The organism is Bacillus sp. Leaf49 (assembly GCF_001426125.1).
Classification (GTDB): Bacteria; Bacillota; Bacilli; order Bacillales; family Bacillaceae; genus Bacillus; species Bacillus altitudinis.
In genome coordinates this window covers 56,534-77,473 of the sequence record NZ_LMRK01000001.1, presented here as the reverse complement: position 1 = coordinate 77,473, position 20,940 = coordinate 56,534, and the positions used below count along the sequence as shown (strand labels likewise).

The window sequence follows — 20,940 nt, the reverse complement described above, 5'->3', positions numbered from 1 at the left end:
GGAGGTGATGAATGTGGCACTTTCACCAGAGGAAGAAATCGAGGAAACAGAAGAAGACGAAGAGGTAGAAACCTCGACGACGTATCGCATAGATTTTGTAAATGGTAGGCTGACAAATGAAGCCATTACAGGCATTGAAGCGATCCGACAATTTATTTATATGACATTGCGAACAGAGCGCTATGCACATCCCATTTACAGTCACGACATTGGCACTGAAATTCAGGAGCTATTGACCGATACAGAAGCAACAGATGAATACAAAGAAATGGAGATTCCAAGATTGCTAGAAGAAGCATTGGTCGTTGATGAGCGGATTGATCATATTGAAGAGATAGAGGTCACGAAGCAAAATGATGCCTTTCAAGTCAAACTAGCCATTGTCACAGATGAAGGCACATTAGAAATAGAGGAGGTGATGGAGGGAGATGTTTGAGGAGCAAACGTATGAGGCGTTGATGGAAAGAATGCTGGACAGGCTGCCAGATGACATAGATAAAAGAGAAAACAGCGTCATTTGGAATGCCTTGGCGCCTGCTGCTGCTGAACTGGCTCAGTCGTATATTTGGCTTGATCAAGTGTTTGAGCTTGTCTTTGCTGATACAGCACAGGGGGAATTTTTAGATCGCCGAGCGGCAGAAGTAGGGATTGAACGAAAGCCAGCCACCAAAGCGGTGTGGTCCGTAACCATTCAACCAGAGAACGTAAACATTCCAGCAGGATCAAGATTCTTTATTGAAGACGTTTATTTTCAATTTTCAAAGGACGGTACACTAGAATGCGAGACAACTGGTACAGCCGGCAATGGGCAATTAACAGGTCAGCCGCTGCTATCGCTTGATACCATTCCAGGTCTAGAGTCGATGATCATGAAGGAATTGGTGATACCAGGGCAAGAGGAAGAAGATGATGCGTCATTATACGATCGGTATTTAATACGCGCAAGGCGAGAGGCTGTCAGTGCCAACAGAGCACATTACAAAAAGTGGGCCGAGGAAGTGGTTGGTGTCGGCAGAGCGAAAGTGTTCCCGCTATGGAATGGAGAGGGAACGGTCAAAATTGTCATCACAGATGGCAATCTAGATGTAGCATCTGAGCTTCTTGTCAAAAGGGTCCAGGAGTATATCGATCCTGTACCGGGAGAAGGAGAAGGGCAAGCTCCTATTGGCTCAAAAGCAACTGTGGAAAGCGCCAAGTGGCTGGATATTGACGTAGAAGTGTCCGTCGAACTTCAGATGGACTGGACACTTGAGGGTGCGCAAAAAGAAATAGAAGAAAAGGTCAAAGCACTGTTAAAATCAATCGCATTTGAAAAAAGTACGATTCGAATGTCCGCTTTAAATGATATTTTGTACCATTCAGAGAGTGTGTCCGATTATGCAAACGTCTTATTGAATGGGGAGTCAAAAAACTTAGTATTACAGGACATTGAGATACCACGTCTGAGGCAGGTGAAGGTTATTGAGCAAACTTGATGAAATGAAAAACTACTTGCCGCCTTATTTCACAGAGATTTATGATGTGGATCATTTACTAAAAACGGAGGCGCCAGAGTTTGAACAATTGGATGAATCCATTTTTGATGTAACGAATCAATTTTTCCCTTTAACAGCGACGTGGGGATTGAATCGGTGGGAAAGAATGCTCAAGGTGCAGCGAGAGTCAGATGATTCGATTGAGCTGCGCAGAGCGCGATTACTTAATATGATGTCGAACATCCCACCAATTACGTATCTGTCATTAGAGAAATCTGTGAATCGATTTCTTAAAAATCCGAGTGCGATCATCCGACTTACAACCAATCGTTATCATTTTGCATTGCGTGTCAACCTGGATGACCTGCAAAACACAAGATATATCGTCGAAATACTCGAAACGTTAAAGCCAGCACATTTGGCGTATACGTTCACCGCCATTCATCATACCGATGTTCATGAAACAAATGATCATCACCAGCGGCTCACACTGCGAAGCAGAGTGGGCTTTTTCGATCATATTCCAATTTTACTCAATGGTGAATTCGTATTAAATGGAACGTTCTATCTCAGCGGGATACGAGGTACTACGGAGGTCCCTGCTCGCTTTCGGCATTCATTAAAGATGAGAATGCTGCTTCAACAAGAGAAAGAAACAGCATATCGTCTGAATTATGTCATGACTGGAGCATCGCATGAAACGAAGCAAGCAGCTACGCTGACTTTGCGCGCAAAGAACCAGCTTTCACATCAAATGAAAAAGAGGATGACGTTCCGCTTACCGGTACATGTTCAAAATGAACAAGACGGCAGTTTACTGATCAAGGAGCATTATTGGATTCTCGATGGATCCATTCCGCTTGATGGATCAAAAATGCTAGCAGCAACTTCTAAAAAAATAGACCTATAAGGAGGATCACAATGGCTGATCAATTAACCGTAACCACACTATATGCACGTCAACAAATGGCAAAGGCACGAGCAGAAGGAACAAAACTCACAAAAGTCGTCAAAATGGCGTTCGGAAGTGGAGGAACAAAGGATGGAAAACCAATCTCTCTTGACGGAACCGAACAAGCACTCAAAAAAGAACTGATTCAAAAAAATATTGACTCGTTTACCTTCATGGAACCGGCAAAAATCCGCTACACCTGCACCATCGCTGAAGGAGAACTCGCAGGCGAAGTCATCAATGAACTAGCCCTTGTCGACGAAGCGGGCAAATTCACCGCCATCCGAACCATGACAGACAAACAAAAAGACGGCGACATCGAATTTGTTTTTGAGATTGATGATATTTATTAATGGAGGGGAAAAGAAGTGGACATAAAATCACCTTTACCGTTTGAAACCTCTGACAAAGCCCATGCCAACTTATTTAACCGGATGGTCAACACACTTGTGGAGAATGACAATGCGCTCAGTCAACAAATAGCAGGGATCACGAATGAAAGTTTATTCAAATTAACAGGCGATCAAGCCATTCAAGATGCATCAGTCAGCGGCGAGGAATATCCAATAGGTATTACGTTTATGGATATTGGACAAGCGAATGATACCGGTTATCCTACGAGATTTGGCTTTGTGAAAAATGAAAAATATAGTAACTTTCGATTTATTCAATATTACTATGGAACTGGAAACGAAGCAGGCAGCTATTTTGATAGTACAGGTACGTGGTGTCGTCACTGGTGGACGGGGTCTGGCTGGACTGAATGGCACAAAATCTCAGGGTTTTGTCATGCCAATATAGGTACAACTGGAAAGCAGTTATTAACCAAAGGAGAGTATCAAAAAGTCCTTTTTAATCGAAAAATTAAAGACAGTCATAACAATTTTGATATCAAAAATAATCGGTTCATCTGCCCTGAAAACGGAATGTATTCAGTGAATGCAGGTGTTTATATTGAAAGCTTTCAACGATACGCGAACTTTGAATTATCGATCTATTTGAATGGAAAAAGATATAAAAATATTGCTCACCATAGACAAAGCCCTGCAAGCCCATCTGATACATTGAGCTTAAGTACCGGGCTTTATGGTGCTGCCAATGTGCCAGCGAATAAGGGAGACTATTTAGAAATGTACCTATATGTAGGGTATGACGGAGACGTTAGTCGATATGTGTCGGAAAATTCAGGCTGGTACAACTATTTCGACATTACAGAAATAGGCGGACGAAATTTCCCGAGAGTATAGGAGGATTCTGATGATTTTATATGAAGCCATTAAGTATAAATACCCCGATGCAGACCCGCAAAAAGATTTTGAACTTAGAAATGACGGAGACGGTTCGTATATAAACGAGTGGCATCTAGATGTGCCCGAGCCAACGGTAGAAGAATTGAAAGAATGGTGGGAGGAATGTCAAATCAATCCAAGATATCAACCACCTCTGCCGCTAGATTATCTAGCACAAGAAGTAGCTAAAGAAAAGCTAATGAGAAAACAGCTTGAACATCAATGTGATCATTTAACAAGCGAACTAAAGAAGCTAAAAAATGAGATCCTTTTATTTAAAGGAGATAGTGAATCATGAATTATTGGGTAATGGCATTATATTTTAAATGGGTGACCCCTGAATTGGTCAAACAAGCAGTCGAACTAGGTGATTGTTCAATGGAAGATTTAAATGAAGGATATGAGCAAAGAATTCTTACTCTAGAGCAGCTGAAAGAAATGGCACCAAGCATCAAAGAAAGGGAGTGAAAATTGAATGGAAGTAAAAGAACCAAAGCCTTTTGAAGTAAATGATAAAGCACATGCTGATTTGTTTAATGACATGGTCAAAGTACTTCTTGAAAATGATCATAGATTAATAGAGCAGTTCTTAAAACATACAAATGATGCGAAAGTACACGCATCTGAAATAGAAAAGAAAAAATGGAATGATTCACAGAGCTATAAAATCACAGCAGATAGTGGAAGACAGCTGATCAATGTGTCAACTGACGGAAGAATATTTGATGCGATAAAATATAAAGGAACTTGTACATTTTATGCAGCTGCTGGTGTGGAGGATTCCCCGGCTTCATCGAATGTTTCAATCAGGGGACTGCAGACAGTAGGACAAGAAAATATCGGCACTGGCTTTGCGGTGGATAGTTCTGGGATTGCTTATTCCTTTTATTATCAGACCGGTCATACATCGATTACTTGGACAAAGCTGCCTACAGAAAGCGATAGAAACAGGTGGGATAACGGTCAATTAGTAAAAATCACTCAAGATAATGGAAAGCCCTTTTATCATGGATTTTCTAGCGAGACAGACTACAATACCCTTACTGAGACAGGGATGTATCTCATATATAATACAGGAGTAAACGGTCCCTCTTCTTCCTTGAATCGAGTGTTTTTATTGGTCATGAGTTATGGCAATACATTAGTTCAAATAGCTTATGAATCTGTTTATGGGAAGAACACCTACTTTAGAGTTCTTAAACACAATGCAGAATCATGGACACCTTGGGAGAAGCAAATAACGCTTTCCGATTTATTAGATGGTGCTTGGGAAACACCTAAAGAAATTAAAGGCAACTGGCAAGAATATGATCCTGTTAATTTACCAGTTAAATATCGAAAGAATCTCTTAGGGGAAGTCGAGATCGTAGGTGCGATAAAAGGTGGGATTTTAGGAAATAATCCAGTGTTTAACTTGCCTGCACCATATCGGCCGCAGCAAGCGATGCATTTTATAGGAGTTGCTTCAAGTATAGGGACACCAGGAGTACCTCAATTTCATCGTACATTAATAGATAAGAATGGAAATGTATGTGTGCAGTCTTCTTCAAATAATGCCAATCCCACTGAGTTTATTACATTTGGTTTTAAGTTCAGTACAAGATAATGTAATAAAACTGAAAGGTGAAAGGAGAATCTGATGGAGATAAAGACACCTCGTATTTTCAAAACCAGTGACAAAGCCCATGCGGAACTGTTTAATAACATGGTTAAAGTAATTCTTGAAAATGATGCTGGACTATTGGACCAAATCAATCAACACAAAAATGACACAACATCTCATGCAGCTGAAACAGAAAAGCAGAAATGGAATCAATCCCAGCTCTATAAAATGACGAATGATAACGGGGCCCAGTTGGTTAATATCCCTGCTGGCGGGAGTATTTATAATGGAATTAAATCTTTAGGTGCCTGTTCATTTTATGCGCCAGGAGGTTCTGGAGTAGTCGATTCTCCCGCAATCGGGAATGCGGCTTTAAGAGGCTTTCAGTTAGTAGGTCAAAATAACATCGGTGTAGGAATTGCAATTGATACATCGGGCAACGCATTTTGTTTTTCCTATCATGTGAATGATGTCGGAATCAACTGGCTTCAATTACCTACTCAAAATGAAAGAAATAAATGGGATGCAGGACAATTATCTAAAATTACTGCTGATGACGGAAGGGCTTACGAAAGAATTAATGCAAATGATCCTAGTATTTTAGATAAGCTCACAAAATTACCAGGCGTCCATTCGTGGTATATCCATGAAGCACACCCTGATCTGCCAACAAGAAGTTCTATGAGAGCCTTATCTGTTTTTAGTGAAAATACCTATGGCTGGATTATAGGGGCAAATAATACAGGTGATATGTACATCAATCGATCAACGACTGATGTCACGGGCACTCAGCAAGAATGGAGCGGGTGGAAGAGGCTGAACGATCATCCATTATTAAATGCAAATGGAACTAGAATGCTTATTCCAACTGGCACAGATATACTCACCTTGCCCTCTGGTTTTTATTATGTCTCTGGAACGAATGCAGTGAATATGCCAACGACGACCGATGCCTCGTGGTTTAATGTAGATATTCTAGAAGCAGCCGGTAAACGTAAGACTCTTCATATCATTAGAAGTTATGACAATATGCATTGGTTTGGAACAGTGCATACTGATGGTGTTTTTACTGGCTGGAAACGTTTGTTAACCGACACAGAGAAAATAGAATGGAAGTCCCCAACCACTCTATTAAACGGATGGAAACAATATGGCACTCAAAAAGTGCAATTTTATAAGAATCCATTTGGAGAGGTGGAGTTAATTGGAGCTATGACAGGAGGTACTATAGGTTTTGAAGTACCTGCTTTCACATTGCCAAGTGGTTATCGTCCTATACAGGGGATGCATTTTATAGGGGTAGCATCAAGTATTGGTGCTGCTTCAACACCGCAAACACACAGGACACATATTAATACTGATGGTAATGTGTATATACAAAGCGTTTCCAATACGACAAATACAAATGAATTTATTACTTTCGGCTTTAAATTCATATCGGCACAGGAGGGATAAAATTGAAATGGATATATAAATACGATGATAAATTCAATTACATCCCGGGAGAAGAAATAGAAATTGAAGAAGGCGAAGACATCCTAAAAGGGCATACAGATGTAAGACCTCAAGATGGTTTGTATAAAGGTAAATACAATGAAGAGAAAAGGGCATGGTATGAGTCGGCAACTCTAGAATACATTGATCACTTTCAGGTAAAGCCGCTGCCAACATCAGATATGGATCTATTAAAACAGCAAAACGCCGATTTGCTTGAGCAGCTGGCCGAGTCAGAAAAGAGAGCAAAAGAACAATCAAAAACAACATCAGAACTTGTCATGCTGCTGACTGAAAAGGGGGTTATGTAATTGGATTGGTTCCGTAGTATTTCATTGTTCTATCAATGGAAGTGTTATGAAAATGAAGATGTAGCAAAATTTGTTCGTTTCGAGAAGATTACGCCGGAACAATACAAAGAAATAACAAACGAAGAATATGCAACTAACGCTGAATAGGCGTTTTTATTTTGCCTTCTTTTAGAATGTGCAAAGTGAGGGAGTAGGTGAGTGTAGTGGAAATGGATTTGACTCAATATTTAATGACACAAGGACCGTTTGCGGTGTTGTTCTGTTGGGTGCTGTTTTACGTATTAAACACAACAAAGGAAAGAGAAAACAAACTCAATGAACAAATCGAAGCGCAAAATGATGTGTTAGCAAAGTTTAGTGAGAAGTATGACGTCGTGATCGACAAGCTCGATAAAATTGAACGAAATTTAAAATAGGAGGAAAACATCATGAAAACATTCGACAAAGGCACTGTGATTCGCACAGTGCTTCTTTTTATTGCGCTTATCAACCAAACGCTTGTCATGTTTGGACAAACAGTGCTGCCGATTAGCGAGGAGCAAGTGCAAACCGTAGGAGAGGCACTATATGTGGCAGGTTCCACAATTTTCACTATGGTCACTGCCGTGATCGCTTGGTTTAAAAATAATTATGTGACCTATAAAGGTCAATTGCAAAAAGATGCCCTGAAACAAAGAGGGTTAACAAAATAATTTTTGAAGGAGAAACAATATGGTGAAGATCATTCAAGCACTCATCCCAAAACAAAATCGCAACAGACCAGGAAACAGGATGAAGCCGCTCTATATTACGGTGCATAATACATCGAACACTGGACGGGGGGCTGATGCGGCAAATCATGCAGCATTTGTTGCTCGGGCAAGTACCGGGGTTAGCTGGCACTACACGGTCGATGATCAGGTCATTTATCAGCATTTACCTTTAAACGAAAATGGCTGGCACGCAGGAGATGGCAGGGGAACCGGCAATATGAAATCAATTGGAATTGAAATTTGTGAAAATGCAGGCGGTAACTTTGAACAAGCCGTTAAAAACGCCCAATGGCTCATTCGAAAACTGATGGGGGATTTAGGAATTCCTTTATCAAACGTGGTGCCGCATAAGCATTGGAGCGGGAAAGAGTGTCCGCGTAAGCTGTTAAATCGGTGGGATGGCTTCAAAGCTGGTATTGCATCAGCATCAAGTCAAATGACAACAGCTAAACCTGTGAAAGAAACATCTATCAAAACCATATCAACGAGATCAACATCTAAAACCAACAAGGTCAAAAAAACATACAGTTTGCCTGCAGGTATTTTAAAAGTGACGAAGCCTCTTACAAAAGGGTCAGCTGTAAAAGCCGTACAACAAGCCTTAGCATCGATTTATTTTTATCCTGATAAGGGAGCGATCAATAATGGAATCGATGGGTACTACGGACCCAAGACTGCGAATGCAGTGTCTCGATTTCAAATGATGCATGGGTTAACCCCAGATGGCATATATGGTCCAAAGACCAAAGAAACATTAAGAAAGGTCATAGAAAGTTAACACATATGGAATGAATCAACCCTTATCTATTATAAAAAAGTAAAATAAAACCATTTTTGGCGTTATTTGTTGTATAATGGTAAAAATGAATGGAGGGGTTGTATGAAGCGGATATGTGTAATGATGTCTCTTTGTTTCATTGTCATGTTCCATTTTAATATGGATAAGGTTGCAGCTAAGACCATTTATCGAGAAGTAGAAGTTGATTTCATCATGACGGAACAGGAAAAAGATTTGTGGGTACCAGGAGGTCAAAATAATCCTGAACAATATCCATCTACTTATGGCTACCAATTTTCTATACTAAATGCAGAGGGTTGTACTTTAGAGGTAACACTCTACAGAACATCCTTATCAGGAACGGATTTTCCGTCATCAGTCAAAGAGTATACAGGTAACCAATATGATCTAAGTGCAACAGACCGAATTTTATCAAGTGGGCGCTACATTTATAGACCCCATGGTATTAAACTGACTAAAAAAGAAGGCTGTGGGGATGTTGAGATAAAAGGAGTCTTTGGTTATCAATTCAAGAACCAGACAAATAAGCTTTTATGAGTAAAATCAAATGAAAAAGCCTATCCATCATTGGATAGGCTTTTGATAATGGAGCATAGCGGGATCGAACCGCTGACCTCTACGCTGCCAGCGTAGCGCTCTCCCAGCTGAGCTAATGCCCCGGGATGTTTCAACAAATATTATTATATTTAATTCCCCCTTAGAATACAAGGGGGAAGGCTATTTTTTTATTTTTGATGAGAAAACTCTCAAATTTGTATTATGCATTATTTTTAACCTTGGGGACGACTTGGGGACGGAAATTTCCTATCTCTGAATTTGTGTTTCTCAGATGTTTAGGATCAAACTTGTTAAAGTGACTCGCTGCACTCTTTTTCATTTCATCTGTTACATGGCCATATATATCAGTTGTTGTTCTGGCGCTAGCATGTCCAGCACGTCTTTGAATAGCACTTATGCTTTCACCAGCTTCCATCAATAAAGCAACCATAGTGTGACGCAAATCATGTAAACGGATATTTTTTATTTTATATTTTTGTGTGATTCGTTTCCATTGGGTAGTTGGTGTTGTGTAATAATAAGGCTTTCCAAACCCACTATGAAAAATGTATTGGTGATCCCCACCCTCCCAGGCATCCTCTAGCTTTTCCTTTTCTCTTTTCCACATATGATAAAACAGAGACAATTCATTCATATACCAATCTGGCATCTGCACAAATCGTTTTGAACTTTTGGACTTAGGTTCTTTCACATGTGGTTTGCCATCAACTGTCTTTGAAAGTGAACGATTAATTTTAAATCCACCAGCATCCCAATCTACATCTAAATGCCATTCGAGTGCAAGTCCTTCACCGCGTCTCAATCCTCCTATCATCGCTGCTAAGAAATAAAGTCTCCATTTGATATCAACTTCTTCATATAGAACCTTAATACATTGAGCAGCTTCATCAGCTTCAAAATAGTTCATTTCCTTCTTCTCGTTGATCGGCAAGGGCAATCCCTGCATTGGATCAATCTTGATAATCTTCCATTCTTCAGCTGCGGTTTTAAAAACCACCTGTAGTAATTTAAAAATATCTAATATTGATCTTTCTCCTAATCCTCCTGGCTTACCATCTTTTCTTGCACCATCCTTTGATAAATCATCTAAAAAGTCTACGATATGTAAACTCTTTATTCGTTCTATCCTCATATGTCCAAAAACGGGGAGAATGTGATTTTTTAAGAGACTCCAATAAACATCCGATGTTGTCAAAGAATAAGGTTTTCCACTCTTTTGGTAGAGCTTTTTTTCTTTCCACTTATAGATGAAGGATTCAAAGGTTAGTTTTTCTGGTTCGATATATTCTCCAGAATTGACTTCCATCTTGAATTGATAGAGTTGATCTGAAAGGTATTCCTGCAATTTTCTTTTTGTTTTTAACAGTTTATGATCCTCTATACGAATAGTTTTATATTTTCTTAACCTTTTGCCATTAGCATCATATCCAGTTTCAACAACTAATCTAAAAGAATTGCTGCCTCTTTTTTCAATGCTAGCCATATAAAACGCTCCTTGTCTGAGAAAAAACTTTTTGATTGTAAAGGTTTAATCGATGCTTCGCAAATGATGGAGTGACTTTAAAAGTTTTAGTTAAAAATTGAATTGCTTGGTCAGGGTCCACAGGTATATTTACTGATCTCAACATAAAAGTTGGTACTGCAAAATGGTACATAAAATTATTCGACTTCCATTCTTGATATAACCTAAATGAATCGGGCATCATCAGTTGATTTCCCTTATGAAAAAGAATGTGGCCAACTTCATGACAAAACTTTTCCCATCTAATGCTTTTATTCAACCTCTTATCTAAGATAATAAATTGGGTATCTTGATTAATTATGGCTCTTGATGAAATGTCTTTATAACAAACTTCAATCCCTAATTTTTCAGAAATAGTATCAATAGATTGTTCAGAAGGATTTAAGATTTTCATTTCTGCATATAGTCTATTAACGTTATCTTCTAAATGAGTATAGATATATTTCAATTTAATAAGCTCCTTCAAGTCAGTTTTGGGAACTGGTGTTCTATTTTTGGGTAAAAATAAATACTCTTATCGAGCATTTATTTTAAATTAACTGTTAATTCTTTTGGTTCGGAAACGCTATCCAAATTTTCGTCAAATGGAGCACTCATCACAATTCTAACGCTTTGTATTTTAGAAACATCAGAATCAATAGGTACAGCAATTTGATATTCTCTTTTCGCGTTACCAAAAAGTTTCATATCATATTGTTCAATGTCAGTATAAAGGTTATTATTACTGACCTTAATCTGTTCTTTAGTGTCTAAAATTATATGACTAATACCAGAAAAATTGATAGTTTCTTTATCTGTATTCTCTACAGAAAATTTAATATCAATAAAATGAAAAGGGTTTGTTAGTTCTAAATCAGTTAAACTTTGATATTCATTTAGTCGATCATCAGGAATATTTGACAACTTCATTAAGTTGACATGTTCAAAATTTATATTGAGCGGGCCCATTTTCTGTGATTTAATTTTTTCTTGGCTTTTTAAGTAATTAAATAATTCTCCTGTTTCATCATCTTTGTAACTGTCATTTGTCTGTTTTTCATTAGCTTCTTTTTGCCTTTTCTCTGAAACTTTTTCTTGTGAGTTTGCAGAAGGTTCATCTGTCGTCTTAGTTGAGTTACATCCAGCTAAGAGAACGAGCAATGATAGGCAAATTACAAACATTAATTTCTTCCTCATAATTGCCCCCTAAAGGAATCATTTGTTCTGTTTTTTTTCTCTTTCTTTTCTCTTTTTAAACAACTCGTATACCACTTCAAATTCTTCAATTAATTCTTCCACATCTTCCGGTTTACTATCAAAGAACAATCCATCATGGGATTTTGCCCATTCATAAATCTTTCTTTGATACTGAGTCAGTTTGGGACTTTCAGAATTACTTGTCTCACTCTCATCGATGTAACCAGCTTTGATCATTAATTCTTCATAATCACATTGATATGCTTTAGAAATTAATTTTAGTGTTTCTGGAGTTGGTTTGATTTCTTTACCTGTTCTTGGGTCTTTCCCGTTTTCAATTTTCCCAAGGTAGGTATGACTTATGCCAATTCGTTTGGCAGCTTCTCTTTGAGACAGTTTTCCTCTTGCTTTTATCAAATATTCTCCAAGTTTGGACATTAGCATCACCTGTAATACGTAGTTTACATTATATTTAAATTCTTTAAAACAAAAAATGTGTAAAACATGATTGACACTACTGTAAACCTTGTGTTACTATTTGTTCAAGGAGGTGTAACACATGGTTTTCACTAACAGATTACGTGAGATCAGAAAAGGTGTTGGAATGTCAATATCTGAATTGGCAAGAAGAACTGAAATGTCTCGCGCAAACATTACGAAGATTGAACTTCATGGACAAGAGCCATCTGGTTTCACTATGCTGAGAATTGCAAGTGTTTTAAATAAAGATCCAAGGGATATTTTTTTTGAGTTAAGTGGTACACAAGAGTTACAAAATGAAAAAGAGAATACCGGTTAATAAATTGATTTTTGCGGTTCTTATGGTTTACAAATTCTGAAGGAGGTTCTCAAAATGCCGGAAAAATCAACTATGAACGTTCAAGAAACGGCTGATTTTCTTGGAGTCCATCACGACACTGTTTACACAATGGTTCGTGAAAGACAAATACCGTTCTTCCGAGTAAGAAAAAGAATTTTCTTTAAACGAGAAATTCTTGAAGAATGGCAAATGTCACAAATGGAATCCAACTTTCAGCCAGTGATTGATTAAGAATTTACCACCTTAGAATACAGCGGATATATGAGGTTTGCTGTTCCAATTCGGAACATGTTCCAGATAGGAACATTGAAAGGGGGTGGGGAGGTTGTGAAGTTGGGTGTGGTGCTTCGTAAAGCCCGAGTGCAGGCAGGCATTTCCCAAGAGAAGTTAGCGGAAATGCTTAGCCGCTCTCGCAGCTGCATATCAAAGATCGAAAATGATCAGAAGGTACTTGATGTACCTACATATGTACGGTGGATGGAAGCCACAAACGCTAAAGAAGCAATGATTGCTACATTATGCGGCATTGATCCACTGGCAGTCACACAGCAAATTACCGCCATTATGGCTTTGTTTGGAGGATGAAGATGAAGAAACGAAATACGATTTTCAAAAATATCAATAACGATGCAATAACAAGAGAAATGATTTGCATCGAAGAACTGCAAAAACGATTGATGAAAGCTTTAAAGAAAGGTGATACCGAGACGGCGTTAACGACTCATCAAGATATATCTAAATCTTTAAAAGAAATCAAGCGCTATGAAAAACAAGCAAAGGTGCAATTGTTGATGTCAGTTGCAAAGATTACGCCAGTAACATATCCAAAATCACTAAAAAACAAAATGAAAGGGTTGATTTAAATGAAATACATGTTCACTGCAAGCAAGTTGATGAAGGCTAAGGAAGTAAAGGAAATGTGTAAGTTACGTGATGACGAGGCTGTGAAGATTTCTCATTTTCAAACTGAAACCCGTTTAAAGTCTCAACTAGGTTTAGGACAAAGAAAAAAGCAGCAAGCTCCTACACTCACTGCTTAAATCGAATATCGAAATGATCGAATTTATTATATCGCTCTTTAAAGAGCACGACAAGTTTTATTCTTGTCGTCCGGCTTGCGGATGGACAATGCGCACACACCCCATCCCCTCAAATCATGCACCATCCGCAGTCGGACGATGCGAATAAGCATCAATAAATCATAGGAGGAAGAAGATTATGTTTTTTGAAAAAGCGGTTATACAACCATTCAGTGATCACACTGGCGACCAAGTAAGACTATCTAAAGTAAATGGCTCCATTCTCATGGACAACAATGGAAATCCGCACTTCTATTTCCCTAATCAAGAGGCTTTTGAGAAATTCAAAAAGCTCAAAGCCGATGCGATCCGAAGAAAGGTTGGTGTTTTAACGTGAACATTGAACATCCAATGATCACTCAAATAAATGCCACTGGATACCCAAAGGGCGTTGAAGTGGTTGATGTTGTTGGAACTGACTACTTCGGGGATGAGATTTTCTCAAATGATGAATACGTCATTGATGAGAATGTTGGAGAAATGATCCTCTTAGACAATTTGAACCGCTATTTGAAGGAGAAACTTGACTTCAAATTTGTGAATGCAAATTAAAAAGGTTCACTCCCACAAGTGAACCAATTACAAAAAAAGAAAATAAAAGTGTCAACCCCTATTATAGCAGGTTGGCACTGTAAATCAATGGAGGCTTGTTCATGACCAAAAATATCAGGTTGGCAGAACTCCATCTATCGAATTTCAAGGGTGTAAAATCATTCACCCTTGAAACAGGTGGAGAAAGTGCAAAGGTCTATGGTGATAACGCTACAGGCAAAACAACGTTATTTGATGCTTTCATGTGGCTGCTCTTTGATAAAGATAGTCAAAACAAAAAAGACTTTGAGATCAAGACGCTCTCAAAAGATAACAAAGCGGTAAGCGGCGTTGATCATGAGGTATCGGCTGTACTCTTAATCGACGGAAAGTCTGTCGAATTGAAAAAGGTCTATTCAGAGAAATGGACCAAGAAACGGGGATCAGCAAAGCAAGTCTTTTCTGGCCATACCACCAATTATCATGTGAATGGTGTACCAGTTAAGAAAAAAGAGTTTGCTGAGAAGGTCAATGAGATCATCTCTGAGGATATTTTTAAACTGATAACTTCTCCTTCTTATTTCAATGAACAGATGAAGTGGCAGGATCGTTTGGGCGTACTCATGGAGATCGGCGGAGCTGTGACTGATGAGGACGTAATTAAAAAGAACAGTTCTTTATCCGATCTCTATTCAATCTTAGATGAAAGAAGTCTCGATGAACAAAAGAGCATACTTGCTGAAAAACGTAAAAAGATCACTAAACTCCTAGAGCAATTTCCAGTCAGGATTGACGAAATCAATCGTTCTATTGAAGATGTAACGGATATAGACCAGGAGCAATTGAAAGAAGATTTAAAAGCACTCCAAACATCGATAGATCATCTGGAGAAAGAAGCCCGCTCTATCAGAGTGGATGCAGGAGCAGATAGAAAGAAGCGTATGCTTCAGCTCGAAGGCGATCTGCAACAAATTATGAATGAGTATGACTCAAAAAGATTTCAGGTAGTGAATGAGAAAAAAGAAGCCTACTACAAAGCGAAAAACGATCTTTCTCAAATCCAGAATGATCTCAGTAATTTGATCACGAAGAAAGAGCACTTAACATCTTTTCTATCTCAAATAGATAAAGAGCGCTTTGAGTTGCGAGAAGAATGGTCTAAAAAGTACGAAGAATCGTTTGAGGATCATCAAACAGATTGTCCAACATGTGGACAGGCATTGCCAAAAGAAAAAATTCAAGCTGCTATTGAGAAATTCAATTTACAAAAAAGTGAATCCCTAGAGCGCATAGTCGATAAGGGAAAGCAATTAGGGATTGAATATGACAATAAGCAGAACGAGTTATACGAGGTTGATGAGAAGATTCAGCTTTTGATCTTGGAAGAGAAATTTACGACAGCAGCCGTTGAAAAACTGAAAGAAGATATGGAGCAAGCTGAAGCGTCCATTGCTCCGCTTTCCGATAATCCAAAGTATCTAGCCAAGGTAGAGGAGCTTGAAAAGATCAATAACGAGATCCAGTCTGGTGAGCAGGAGACAAGTGGAACTGTTCAAGCCATTAATGAACAGATCAAGGGAAAACAGCAGGAAATGACCTTGATCCGCAATGATCTTTCTCGCATCGATCAAGCTCAAAAAGCCCTCAACCGAATTGAGGAGCTAAAGGAAGAAGAACGTAAAATGGCTGATGAATATAACGAAGTAGAACAAGAAACTTATCTCATTGAGGAGTTTATACGCACCAAAATGAACCTTATGGAAGAACAGATAAACAGCAAATTCAAATTTGCCCGCTTCAAGCTCTTTGAAGAGCAAGTCAACGGCGGTTTAACAGAAACCTGTGAAACGCTTTATGAAGGCGTGCCTTACTCTAAAGGTCTAAACAATGCGGCACGTATTAATGTCGGTTTAGACATCATTAATACGTTAAATGAGCATTATGGTATTTCTGCGCCGATCTTCGTTGATAACAGCGAGGCGGTTACTGATCTGATAGAAGTCAATGCACAAGTTATCAGCTTGATAGTTTCCAAACCAGACAAGCAGCTGCGAGTTGAAACTGATGACAACTTGCTGACTGTAGATTGTGAGGTGATCGCATGAGTGAAGTGGTAGAGGTGAAAGTTCTTTCAGGTATAGGTTGGGAAGATTGCAAACGTGAAAAACTTCTGATTGATGGTAAACAGGTCATGGACGTTCGCCCGCTTTCTGAATGTCCTGAAGATGCAATCTTGGAAAGAGACTTAAAAGGTCCATCGGATTTTGCTGAAATGCTAAAGACCTTTCTAAGAGAGCATAAAGGCAAAAAGGTCAGATTTATTTATGAGGAGGATACGGATGAGTAATCAGAATCAATTGGCACATATACAAAAAAACATTACTGATGATGTGAACAATAGTCTAGGCAGATTACAAGATGAAGGGTTAGTCCTGCCATCAAACTATAATGCTAGCAATGCATTAAAGAGTGCATTTTTTAAACTTCAAGAAGTGAAGGATAAATCAGGGAGGCCTGCTTTAGAAGTCTGCACCAGAGAATCTATTGCCAATTCCTTGCTAGATATGGTCGTTCAAGGTTTAAGCCCTGCAAAAACTCAATGTTATTTCATTGTGTACGGGAATAAATTGCAGATGAACCGCTCATATTTTGGCACACAAGCAGTGCTGAAACGTTTGACCAATGTCAAGGATATATGGTCAAACGTGATTTATGAAGGGGATGTCTTTGAATATGAGATTGATGGAGGGCAAGAAAAACTTATTAAACATGAAACGAAGCTTGAAAACCGAGATAAAGACATCATTGGAGCTTATGCAGTTGTAAAAACCATTGATGACATTGAGCTACTAACCCCGATGACAAAGAAAGAAATCGAAACTGCTTGGAGTCAATCGAAAACAAGTGGTGCGGTTCAGAAAAAGTTTCCGCAGGAAATGGCCCAAAGAACAGTGATTAATCGTGCTGCCAAAAGATATATAAACACAAGCGATGACAGCGATCTACTTGTCCAAGCAATCAATAATTCAACCGAGAATGAGTATGACAATGAGCGGGTTGATGTTACACCGGATGAAGTGAAAAAAGAAATTAGTGAGAATGCTAATTCAGAAATTATTGATGTTGGTTTCAATGAACCTGAAGAAGATTCAGAACAGCACCAAGAAACACCTGAAATAAAGCAACGTGAAGAGCCTGAGCCACAATCATCAAATGGACATGATGAAAAGCCTTCTGCATTGAATGAGGAGCCACCATTTTGATTGAGATCGAAGCTATCTCGTCAAGCAGTAAGGGGAATTGCTATCGGGTGACTGATGGTAAAACCCCGCTCCTTTTGGAGTGCGGTATCACTTTCAAAGAGATGCAACGTGCTTTTGATTTCGATATGAGCTTTGCTGGTTGTCTCATCACTCATGAGCATGGTGATCACTGCAAGGCTATAAAAGATGTTTTGCGTGCAGGAATCGATTGTTATATGTCTCTTGGGACGGCACAAGCTCTTGGAGTGGAAAATCATCACAGAATCAATCTTGTAAAAGCCCGACAAACATTTAGGGTCGGCACGTGGCTTATTATGCCCTTTGATGTTCAACACGACGTATCAGAGCCGTATGGCTTCCTATTGGCTAATGAAGACGGAGACAAGCTCCTCTTTGCTACTGATACCTATTACATCAAATACAAGTTCCCTGGACTCACGCACATCATGGTTGAGTGCAATTATTCTGAAGCAATCTTGGATGCAAATATTGAGAATGGGAGTATTCACAAAAGCATGCGTAACCGGCTCATCCAGTCGCATTTCAGCCTTGAGAATGTAAAGACATTCCTAGCTGCAAATGACTTGTCAAAAGTGCAGGAAATATGGTTATTGCACCTATCTGACACAAACAGTGATGAGCAACTATTCAAACAAGAAATAGCAAAAGAAACAGGAAAGGTTGTCTATGTTCCCTTATGAGCGAGCTTTTTAAAACAGCTTATCCTTATTGTTTTATTACGTTGGCGATGTCAGCCGCTCCGCAAATGCGGAAAAAGGTATTGATGATGTATATCACGACATATATGGCCAAGTATGAACCGCATCTCGAATTGATCGACATCAAAGGCAAATACGCTATTTGTAGACTCAAACGCAAATAGTTGGGAAGGAGGAATTTGTTTGTCTACTGGATGGATTAAACTACATCGAAAGATATTTGATCATGAAATCTGGAATGATGTTACTACTTTTAGGCTTTTTACATTGTTGTTATTGAAAGCAAGCCATCAAGACGGGATCAAAATTAACGGCATTGAATTGAAGAAGGGTCAGTATATCCGCTCCTATTCTAAGTTGTGTGAGGACCTTGGTTATAAGGAACGAAGAGCCCTGAAAAAAGTATCTAAAAGTACAATTTTACGTTCCATAAAGAAACTTGTTGAGAACGGTATGGTCACCGTTTGCGAAACGGATATTGGAACACTATTCACCATAGTGAAATACGAGTCATACCAAGGCTTAGACGGTCAAAACAATTCTAATTACAGAACGGCTAATGAACCTTCAACGGAACGATTGCAGAACGATTGCGGAACGATTGCAGAACCAAAACAAGAATTAAAGAATTCAAGAATTAAAGAATATAAAGAAGAGGAAGAAGAGAGATCGCCAGTAGGAAATGATTCTCCTTTCCAACAAATCGAAGACAAGTATCTATCACGAAGAGGTGGAGGATTGATGATCACTCCTAATGATGCACAGGCCATTGAGAGGATCATTCAGGAGCAGATACCCCTTGAAGACATATTGGTGTGGATCGACGAGATATTCGATCAATACCGACCAAGACATAGAGCGGACGGCATCAAATCGTTTTCTTACCTGGAGAAGGGCATCCTTGATAGATGGCATGCTAAACAAAATCCACCTAGCAACATATCTGAATTTAAACCAAAGAGACAACAAGACAACCTATCAGTATTAGAGGCTTATGCAAAAGAAAATGGCATTAAATTTGGAGGAGGATGATTAGCATGACAAAGGACCAAGCGATGGCTATCTTAACAAGGATAGCTGCTGCCTACCCTAGATTTGAACTTTCTACAGATGCGATCGGAAAAGAAAGAATCAGGCTTTGGCTAGAGCATTTAACTGCACTGCCATATGAACCTGTTTTAAAAAAGATCAATCAACATATCGCTGAAAAACGATTCCCACCTGTCATTGCTGAGATACAGGTCAACCAACCAGAGAAAAATGAATTTCTAGAGAAGCAGGAAGAGTGGGTAAGAAATGCAAAATTTGCGAAACGTAGAGGCTGAACAGTTTTTATTGGGTTGTATCATCATTGAGGGCGACCTTATCAAAGAAACTACACTTGAGCCCAAACATTTTGCTGAGGAACGACATAAACAGATTTTTAAAGCGATGAGGGAAGTGGACAAGCTAGGCAGACAGGTTGAACTAGCAAATATATCAGCTTCCTTGGGTGAAGCCTTAGCGGCTGTTGGGGGATTCGAATACTTAACTAACTTAGCAAGTTCTGTTCCCTCAATACATTCTTTTGGAACTTATGAAACTCTAATCTACGATGCTTTTAGACTTAGAGATTTACAAAGTGCGGCTTTAGCTTTTGCTAACTCCCCATGCGATGAAGGCATCACAGATCTTTATAAAAAGACCATTGAAGTGCAGGAAGTGGGTGTAACTACAACCCGAACGAAAACAGATGTTTTGACAGAAATCTTCATGAGTTTGGAAGAAGAAAAAGGTGATGTCACTGGAGTAGACACTGGTCTAGCAGACCTTAATGCTATGACAGGCGGTCTGCAAAAAAGTGATTTGATCATTGTGGCTGCGCGACCATCAGTGGGGAAAACCGCTTTTGCACTAAATCTAGCTATTAACAATGCTTATAAAAAAGGTGTAACTGATATTTTTTCCCTTGAGATGTCTGATACACAATTGACACATCGGATGTTAAGCAACATCGGAAGAATCGAGAACACTAAGTGGAGAAATCCAAAAAAATTCTTTAGTGAGGATGATCATGAGAACTCCTTTAAAGCAATGGGCGTATATGAAAACCTGGATATTCATATTCATGATAAGCCATCTCAAACCGTTGCTGATATTCGTTCTAGAATTAGAAAAACCAAGAACGAACACCCTGATCAAGATCATTTAGTGATCATTGACTATTTACAGTTGATCACTCCTATTGGGAAACCAGAAAGTAAAAACCATGAAGTTGCGGAAATAACACGAGAATTAAAGCTTATGGCCAGGCATTTTGAGGTTCCAATTGTTCTGTTATCTCAGCTTTCACGTGGAGTAGAGCAGCGACAAGATAAGCGTCCGATGTTGTCCGATCTACGTGATTCTGGAAGCATCGAGCAGGATGCTGATATTGTTACGTTCCTCTATCGTGACGACTATTATGACAAGCAAAGCGAATCTAAAAATATTATTGAAATCATTTTTGCTAAACATCGTAATGGTGCGACTGGAACAGTAAATTTAGCATTTGCGAAAGAGTACGGGAAGTTTGTAAATTTATCGCGGCAAATGGAAGCCGCAATGTGAAATGAGGA

The 20,940-nt window shown here is 39.0% G+C and carries 33 protein-coding genes and 1 tRNA gene; 29 read left to right on the top strand and 5 right to left on the bottom strand.

The genetic code is table 11. The features are described 5' to 3' along the window. The first annotated feature begins 13 nt into the window (after positions 1–13). The 15 genes from ASG46_RS00520 (at position 14) to ASG46_RS00455 (ending at position 9,212) form a co-directional block, all read left to right on the top strand. Complete coding sequence (locus ASG46_RS00520) at positions 14–436, top strand: DUF2634 domain-containing protein (protein WP_050826544.1); 423 nt, start codon at positions 14–16, stop codon at positions 434–436. Continuing rightward, positions 429–1,475, top strand: a complete 1,047-nt coding sequence (locus tag ASG46_RS00515) for a baseplate J/gp47 family protein (protein ID WP_008344084.1) — start codon at positions 429–431, stop codon at positions 1,473–1,475. Before ASG46_RS00520 ends, ASG46_RS00515 begins: the two co-directional genes overlap by 8 nt. Continuing rightward, a complete protein-coding gene (locus tag ASG46_RS00510) occupies positions 1,462–2,385 on the top strand; it encodes a YmfQ family protein (protein WP_056702576.1) in 924 nt (307 codons plus the stop codon). Before ASG46_RS00515 ends, ASG46_RS00510 begins: the two co-directional genes overlap by 14 nt. An 11-nt stretch (positions 2,386–2,396) precedes the next feature. Further along, the gene (locus tag ASG46_RS00505) at positions 2,397–2,780 is read left to right on the top strand and encodes a phage tail-collar fiber domain-containing protein (protein ID WP_008344081.1); all 384 of its coding nucleotides are present in this window, start codon (positions 2,397–2,399) and stop codon (positions 2,778–2,780) included. Positions 2,781–2,795: 15 nt separating this feature from the next. Continuing rightward, on the top strand, positions 2,796–3,674 hold the full coding sequence (locus ASG46_RS00500) for a hypothetical protein (RefSeq protein WP_008344078.1): 879 nt from the start codon (positions 2,796–2,798) through the stop codon (positions 3,672–3,674). 10 nt (positions 3,675–3,684) lie between these two features. Continuing rightward, positions 3,685–4,014 (top strand): XkdW family protein, encoded by a 330-nt coding sequence (locus tag ASG46_RS00495; RefSeq protein ID WP_008344076.1) that lies wholly within the window; start codon positions 3,685–3,687, stop codon positions 4,012–4,014. Beyond that, entirely contained in the window at positions 4,011–4,184 is a 174-nt protein-coding gene (locus ASG46_RS00490; RefSeq protein ID WP_017359001.1) for a phage portal protein, read from the top strand. The genes ASG46_RS00495 and ASG46_RS00490 overlap by 4 nt, the downstream gene beginning before the upstream one ends. A gap of 7 nt (positions 4,185–4,191) precedes the next feature. Continuing rightward, positions 4,192–5,322: a pyocin knob domain-containing protein gene (locus ASG46_RS00485; RefSeq protein ID WP_050826541.1), complete on the top strand. Its 1,131-nt coding sequence runs from the start codon at positions 4,192–4,194 to the stop codon at positions 5,320–5,322. Positions 5,323–5,355: 33 nt separating this feature from the next. Continuing rightward, positions 5,356–6,774, top strand: coding sequence for a hypothetical protein (locus tag ASG46_RS00480; RefSeq protein WP_008344069.1), 1,419 nt, complete (start codon positions 5,356–5,358; stop codon positions 6,772–6,774). 2 nt (positions 6,775–6,776) lie between these two features. Next, a complete protein-coding gene (locus tag ASG46_RS00475; RefSeq protein ID WP_008344067.1) occupies positions 6,777–7,124 on the top strand; it encodes a hypothetical protein in 348 nt (115 codons plus the stop codon). Continuing rightward, a complete protein-coding gene (locus tag ASG46_RS20325) occupies positions 7,125–7,271 on the top strand; it encodes an XkdX family protein (RefSeq protein ID WP_008344064.1) in 147 nt (48 codons plus the stop codon). It abuts the gene before it with no gap. Between the two features lie 56 nt (positions 7,272–7,327). After that, on the top strand, positions 7,328–7,540 hold the full coding sequence (locus ASG46_RS00470) for a BhlA/UviB family holin-like peptide (protein WP_008344062.1): 213 nt from the start codon (positions 7,328–7,330) through the stop codon (positions 7,538–7,540). Between the two features lie 12 nt (positions 7,541–7,552). After that, a complete protein-coding gene (locus ASG46_RS00465; RefSeq protein ID WP_008361671.1) occupies positions 7,553–7,816 on the top strand; it encodes a phage holin in 264 nt (87 codons plus the stop codon). Positions 7,817–7,835: 19 nt separating this feature from the next. After that, positions 7,836–8,654, top strand: coding sequence for a peptidoglycan recognition protein family protein (locus ASG46_RS00460; RefSeq protein ID WP_046344321.1), 819 nt, complete (start codon positions 7,836–7,838; stop codon positions 8,652–8,654). Between the two features lie 102 nt (positions 8,655–8,756). Beyond that, positions 8,757–9,212, top strand: coding sequence for a hypothetical protein (locus ASG46_RS00455; RefSeq protein WP_056702573.1), 456 nt, complete (start codon positions 8,757–8,759; stop codon positions 9,210–9,212). A 49-nt stretch (positions 9,213–9,261) separates the two neighbouring features. Here ASG46_RS00455 and ASG46_RS00450 read toward each other — a convergent pair. The 5 genes from ASG46_RS00450 to ASG46_RS00430 form a co-directional block, all read right to left on the bottom strand. Next, positions 9,262–9,334 (bottom strand) — tRNA-Ala (locus ASG46_RS00450). A gap of 98 nt (positions 9,335–9,432) precedes the next feature. Then, the gene (locus tag ASG46_RS00445; RefSeq protein ID WP_056702570.1) at positions 9,433–10,716 is read right to left on the bottom strand and encodes a tyrosine-type recombinase/integrase; all 1,284 of its coding nucleotides are present in this window, start codon (positions 10,714–10,716) and stop codon (positions 9,433–9,435) included. Continuing rightward, positions 10,709–11,203: an ImmA/IrrE family metallo-endopeptidase gene (locus tag ASG46_RS00440; RefSeq protein ID WP_056702567.1), complete on the bottom strand. Its 495-nt coding sequence runs from the start codon at positions 11,201–11,203 to the stop codon at positions 10,709–10,711. The genes ASG46_RS00445 and ASG46_RS00440 overlap by 8 nt, the downstream gene beginning before the upstream one ends. A gap of 77 nt (positions 11,204–11,280) precedes the next feature. Further along, positions 11,281–11,931: a hypothetical protein gene (locus tag ASG46_RS00435; protein ID WP_056702562.1), complete on the bottom strand. Its 651-nt coding sequence runs from the start codon at positions 11,929–11,931 to the stop codon at positions 11,281–11,283. An 18-nt stretch (positions 11,932–11,949) separates the two neighbouring features. Continuing rightward, positions 11,950–12,369 carry a helix-turn-helix domain-containing protein gene (locus tag ASG46_RS00430; RefSeq protein ID WP_003213755.1) on the bottom strand — a complete coding sequence of 140 codons (420 nt, stop codon included), beginning with the start codon at positions 12,367–12,369 and terminating at the stop codon, positions 11,950–11,952. Positions 12,370–12,490: 121 nt separating this feature from the next. Here ASG46_RS00430 and ASG46_RS00425 point away from each other — a divergent pair, with 121 nt between their 5' ends. The 14 genes from ASG46_RS00425 (at position 12,491) to dnaB (ending at position 20,932) form a co-directional block, all read left to right on the top strand. Further along, positions 12,491–12,730, top strand: a complete 240-nt coding sequence (locus ASG46_RS00425) for a helix-turn-helix domain-containing protein (RefSeq protein WP_056702559.1) — start codon at positions 12,491–12,493, stop codon at positions 12,728–12,730. 54 nt (positions 12,731–12,784) lie between these two features. Then, positions 12,785–12,982 (top strand): helix-turn-helix domain-containing protein, encoded by a 198-nt coding sequence (locus ASG46_RS00420; RefSeq protein ID WP_056702556.1) that lies wholly within the window; start codon positions 12,785–12,787, stop codon positions 12,980–12,982. Between the two features lie 108 nt (positions 12,983–13,090). Then, positions 13,091–13,336, top strand: a complete 246-nt coding sequence (locus ASG46_RS00415; protein ID WP_226650616.1) for a helix-turn-helix domain-containing protein — start codon at positions 13,091–13,093, stop codon at positions 13,334–13,336. A 2-nt stretch (positions 13,337–13,338) separates the two neighbouring features. After that, the gene (locus ASG46_RS00410) at positions 13,339–13,614 is read left to right on the top strand and encodes a hypothetical protein (RefSeq protein WP_056702549.1); all 276 of its coding nucleotides are present in this window, start codon (positions 13,339–13,341) and stop codon (positions 13,612–13,614) included. Between the two features lie 54 nt (positions 13,615–13,668). Further along, positions 13,669–13,791 carry a hypothetical protein gene (locus ASG46_RS21405; protein ID WP_259253392.1) on the top strand — a complete coding sequence of 41 codons (123 nt, stop codon included), beginning with the start codon at positions 13,669–13,671 and terminating at the stop codon, positions 13,789–13,791. 178 nt (positions 13,792–13,969) lie between these two features. After that, positions 13,970–14,167 carry a hypothetical protein gene (locus tag ASG46_RS00405; RefSeq protein ID WP_056702543.1) on the top strand — a complete coding sequence of 66 codons (198 nt, stop codon included), beginning with the start codon at positions 13,970–13,972 and terminating at the stop codon, positions 14,165–14,167. Further along, on the top strand, positions 14,164–14,382 hold the full coding sequence (locus ASG46_RS00400; RefSeq protein ID WP_056702540.1) for a YqaI family protein: 219 nt from the start codon (positions 14,164–14,166) through the stop codon (positions 14,380–14,382). Before ASG46_RS00405 ends, ASG46_RS00400 begins: the two co-directional genes overlap by 4 nt. 101 nt (positions 14,383–14,483) lie before the next feature. Then, entirely contained in the window at positions 14,484–16,466 is a 1,983-nt protein-coding gene (locus tag ASG46_RS00395; protein WP_056702537.1) for a hypothetical protein, read from the top strand. Further along, the gene (locus ASG46_RS00390; RefSeq protein ID WP_008360779.1) at positions 16,463–16,708 is read left to right on the top strand and encodes a hypothetical protein; all 246 of its coding nucleotides are present in this window, start codon (positions 16,463–16,465) and stop codon (positions 16,706–16,708) included. Before ASG46_RS00395 ends, ASG46_RS00390 begins: the two co-directional genes overlap by 4 nt. Further along, complete coding sequence (locus ASG46_RS00385) at positions 16,701–17,624, top strand: recombinase RecT (protein WP_056702535.1); 924 nt, start codon at positions 16,701–16,703, stop codon at positions 17,622–17,624. Before ASG46_RS00390 ends, ASG46_RS00385 begins: the two co-directional genes overlap by 8 nt. Continuing rightward, complete coding sequence (locus ASG46_RS00380; RefSeq protein WP_056702533.1) at positions 17,621–18,325, top strand: MBL fold metallo-hydrolase; 705 nt, start codon at positions 17,621–17,623, stop codon at positions 18,323–18,325. Before ASG46_RS00385 ends, ASG46_RS00380 begins: the two co-directional genes overlap by 4 nt. A 201-nt stretch (positions 18,326–18,526) precedes the next feature. Then, positions 18,527–19,375: a hypothetical protein gene (locus tag ASG46_RS00370; protein ID WP_056702528.1), complete on the top strand. Its 849-nt coding sequence runs from the start codon at positions 18,527–18,529 to the stop codon at positions 19,373–19,375. A 5-nt stretch (positions 19,376–19,380) separates the two neighbouring features. Then, positions 19,381–19,668, top strand: a complete 288-nt coding sequence (locus ASG46_RS00365; RefSeq protein WP_056702525.1) for a replicative helicase loader/inhibitor — start codon at positions 19,381–19,383, stop codon at positions 19,666–19,668. Continuing rightward, positions 19,640–20,932, top strand: a complete 1,293-nt coding sequence (gene dnaB, locus ASG46_RS00360; protein ID WP_056702522.1) for a replicative DNA helicase — start codon at positions 19,640–19,642, stop codon at positions 20,930–20,932. Before ASG46_RS00365 ends, dnaB begins: the two co-directional genes overlap by 29 nt. Positions 20,933–20,940: the final 8 nt, after the last annotated feature.

Coding starts and splice junctions, on each gene's coding strand:
- dnaB (WP_056702522.1), top strand. CDS start 19,640: ATGCAAAATTTGCGAAACGTAGAGGCTGAACAGTTTTTATTGGGTTGT.
- ASG46_RS00395 (WP_056702537.1), top strand. CDS start 14,484: ATGACCAAAAATATCAGGTTGGCAGAACTCCATCTATCGAATTTCAAG.
- ASG46_RS00445 (WP_056702570.1), bottom strand. CDS start 10,716: ATGGCTAGCATTGAAAAAAGAGGCAGCAATTCTTTTAGATTAGTTGTT.
- ASG46_RS00515 (WP_008344084.1), top strand. CDS start 429: ATGTTTGAGGAGCAAACGTATGAGGCGTTGATGGAAAGAATGCTGGAC.
- ASG46_RS00490 (WP_017359001.1), top strand. CDS start 4,011: ATGAATTATTGGGTAATGGCATTATATTTTAAATGGGTGACCCCTGAA.
- ASG46_RS00485 (WP_050826541.1), top strand. CDS start 4,192: ATGGAAGTAAAAGAACCAAAGCCTTTTGAAGTAAATGATAAAGCACAT.
- ASG46_RS00460 (WP_046344321.1), top strand. CDS start 7,836: ATGGTGAAGATCATTCAAGCACTCATCCCAAAACAAAATCGCAACAGA.
- ASG46_RS00495 (WP_008344076.1), top strand. CDS start 3,685: ATGATTTTATATGAAGCCATTAAGTATAAATACCCCGATGCAGACCCG.
- ASG46_RS00480 (WP_008344069.1), top strand. CDS start 5,356: ATGGAGATAAAGACACCTCGTATTTTCAAAACCAGTGACAAAGCCCAT.
- ASG46_RS00455 (WP_056702573.1), top strand. CDS start 8,757: ATGAAGCGGATATGTGTAATGATGTCTCTTTGTTTCATTGTCATGTTC.
- ASG46_RS00505 (WP_008344081.1), top strand. CDS start 2,397: ATGGCTGATCAATTAACCGTAACCACACTATATGCACGTCAACAAATG.
- ASG46_RS00390 (WP_008360779.1), top strand. CDS start 16,463: ATGAGTGAAGTGGTAGAGGTGAAAGTTCTTTCAGGTATAGGTTGGGAA.
- ASG46_RS00365 (WP_056702525.1), top strand. CDS start 19,381: ATGACAAAGGACCAAGCGATGGCTATCTTAACAAGGATAGCTGCTGCC.
- ASG46_RS00420 (WP_056702556.1), top strand. CDS start 12,785: ATGCCGGAAAAATCAACTATGAACGTTCAAGAAACGGCTGATTTTCTT.
- ASG46_RS00435 (WP_056702562.1), bottom strand. CDS start 11,931: ATGAGGAAGAAATTAATGTTTGTAATTTGCCTATCATTGCTCGTTCTC.
- ASG46_RS21405 (WP_259253392.1), top strand. CDS start 13,669: ATGTGTAAGTTACGTGATGACGAGGCTGTGAAGATTTCTCATTTTCAA.
- ASG46_RS00385 (WP_056702535.1), top strand. CDS start 16,701: ATGAGTAATCAGAATCAATTGGCACATATACAAAAAAACATTACTGAT.
- ASG46_RS00410 (WP_056702549.1), top strand. CDS start 13,339: ATGAAGAAACGAAATACGATTTTCAAAAATATCAATAACGATGCAATA.
- ASG46_RS00425 (WP_056702559.1), top strand. CDS start 12,491: ATGGTTTTCACTAACAGATTACGTGAGATCAGAAAAGGTGTTGGAATG.
- ASG46_RS00405 (WP_056702543.1), top strand. CDS start 13,970: ATGTTTTTTGAAAAAGCGGTTATACAACCATTCAGTGATCACACTGGC.
- ASG46_RS00430 (WP_003213755.1), bottom strand. CDS start 12,369: ATGTCCAAACTTGGAGAATATTTGATAAAAGCAAGAGGAAAACTGTCT.
- ASG46_RS00465 (WP_008361671.1), top strand. CDS start 7,553: ATGAAAACATTCGACAAAGGCACTGTGATTCGCACAGTGCTTCTTTTT.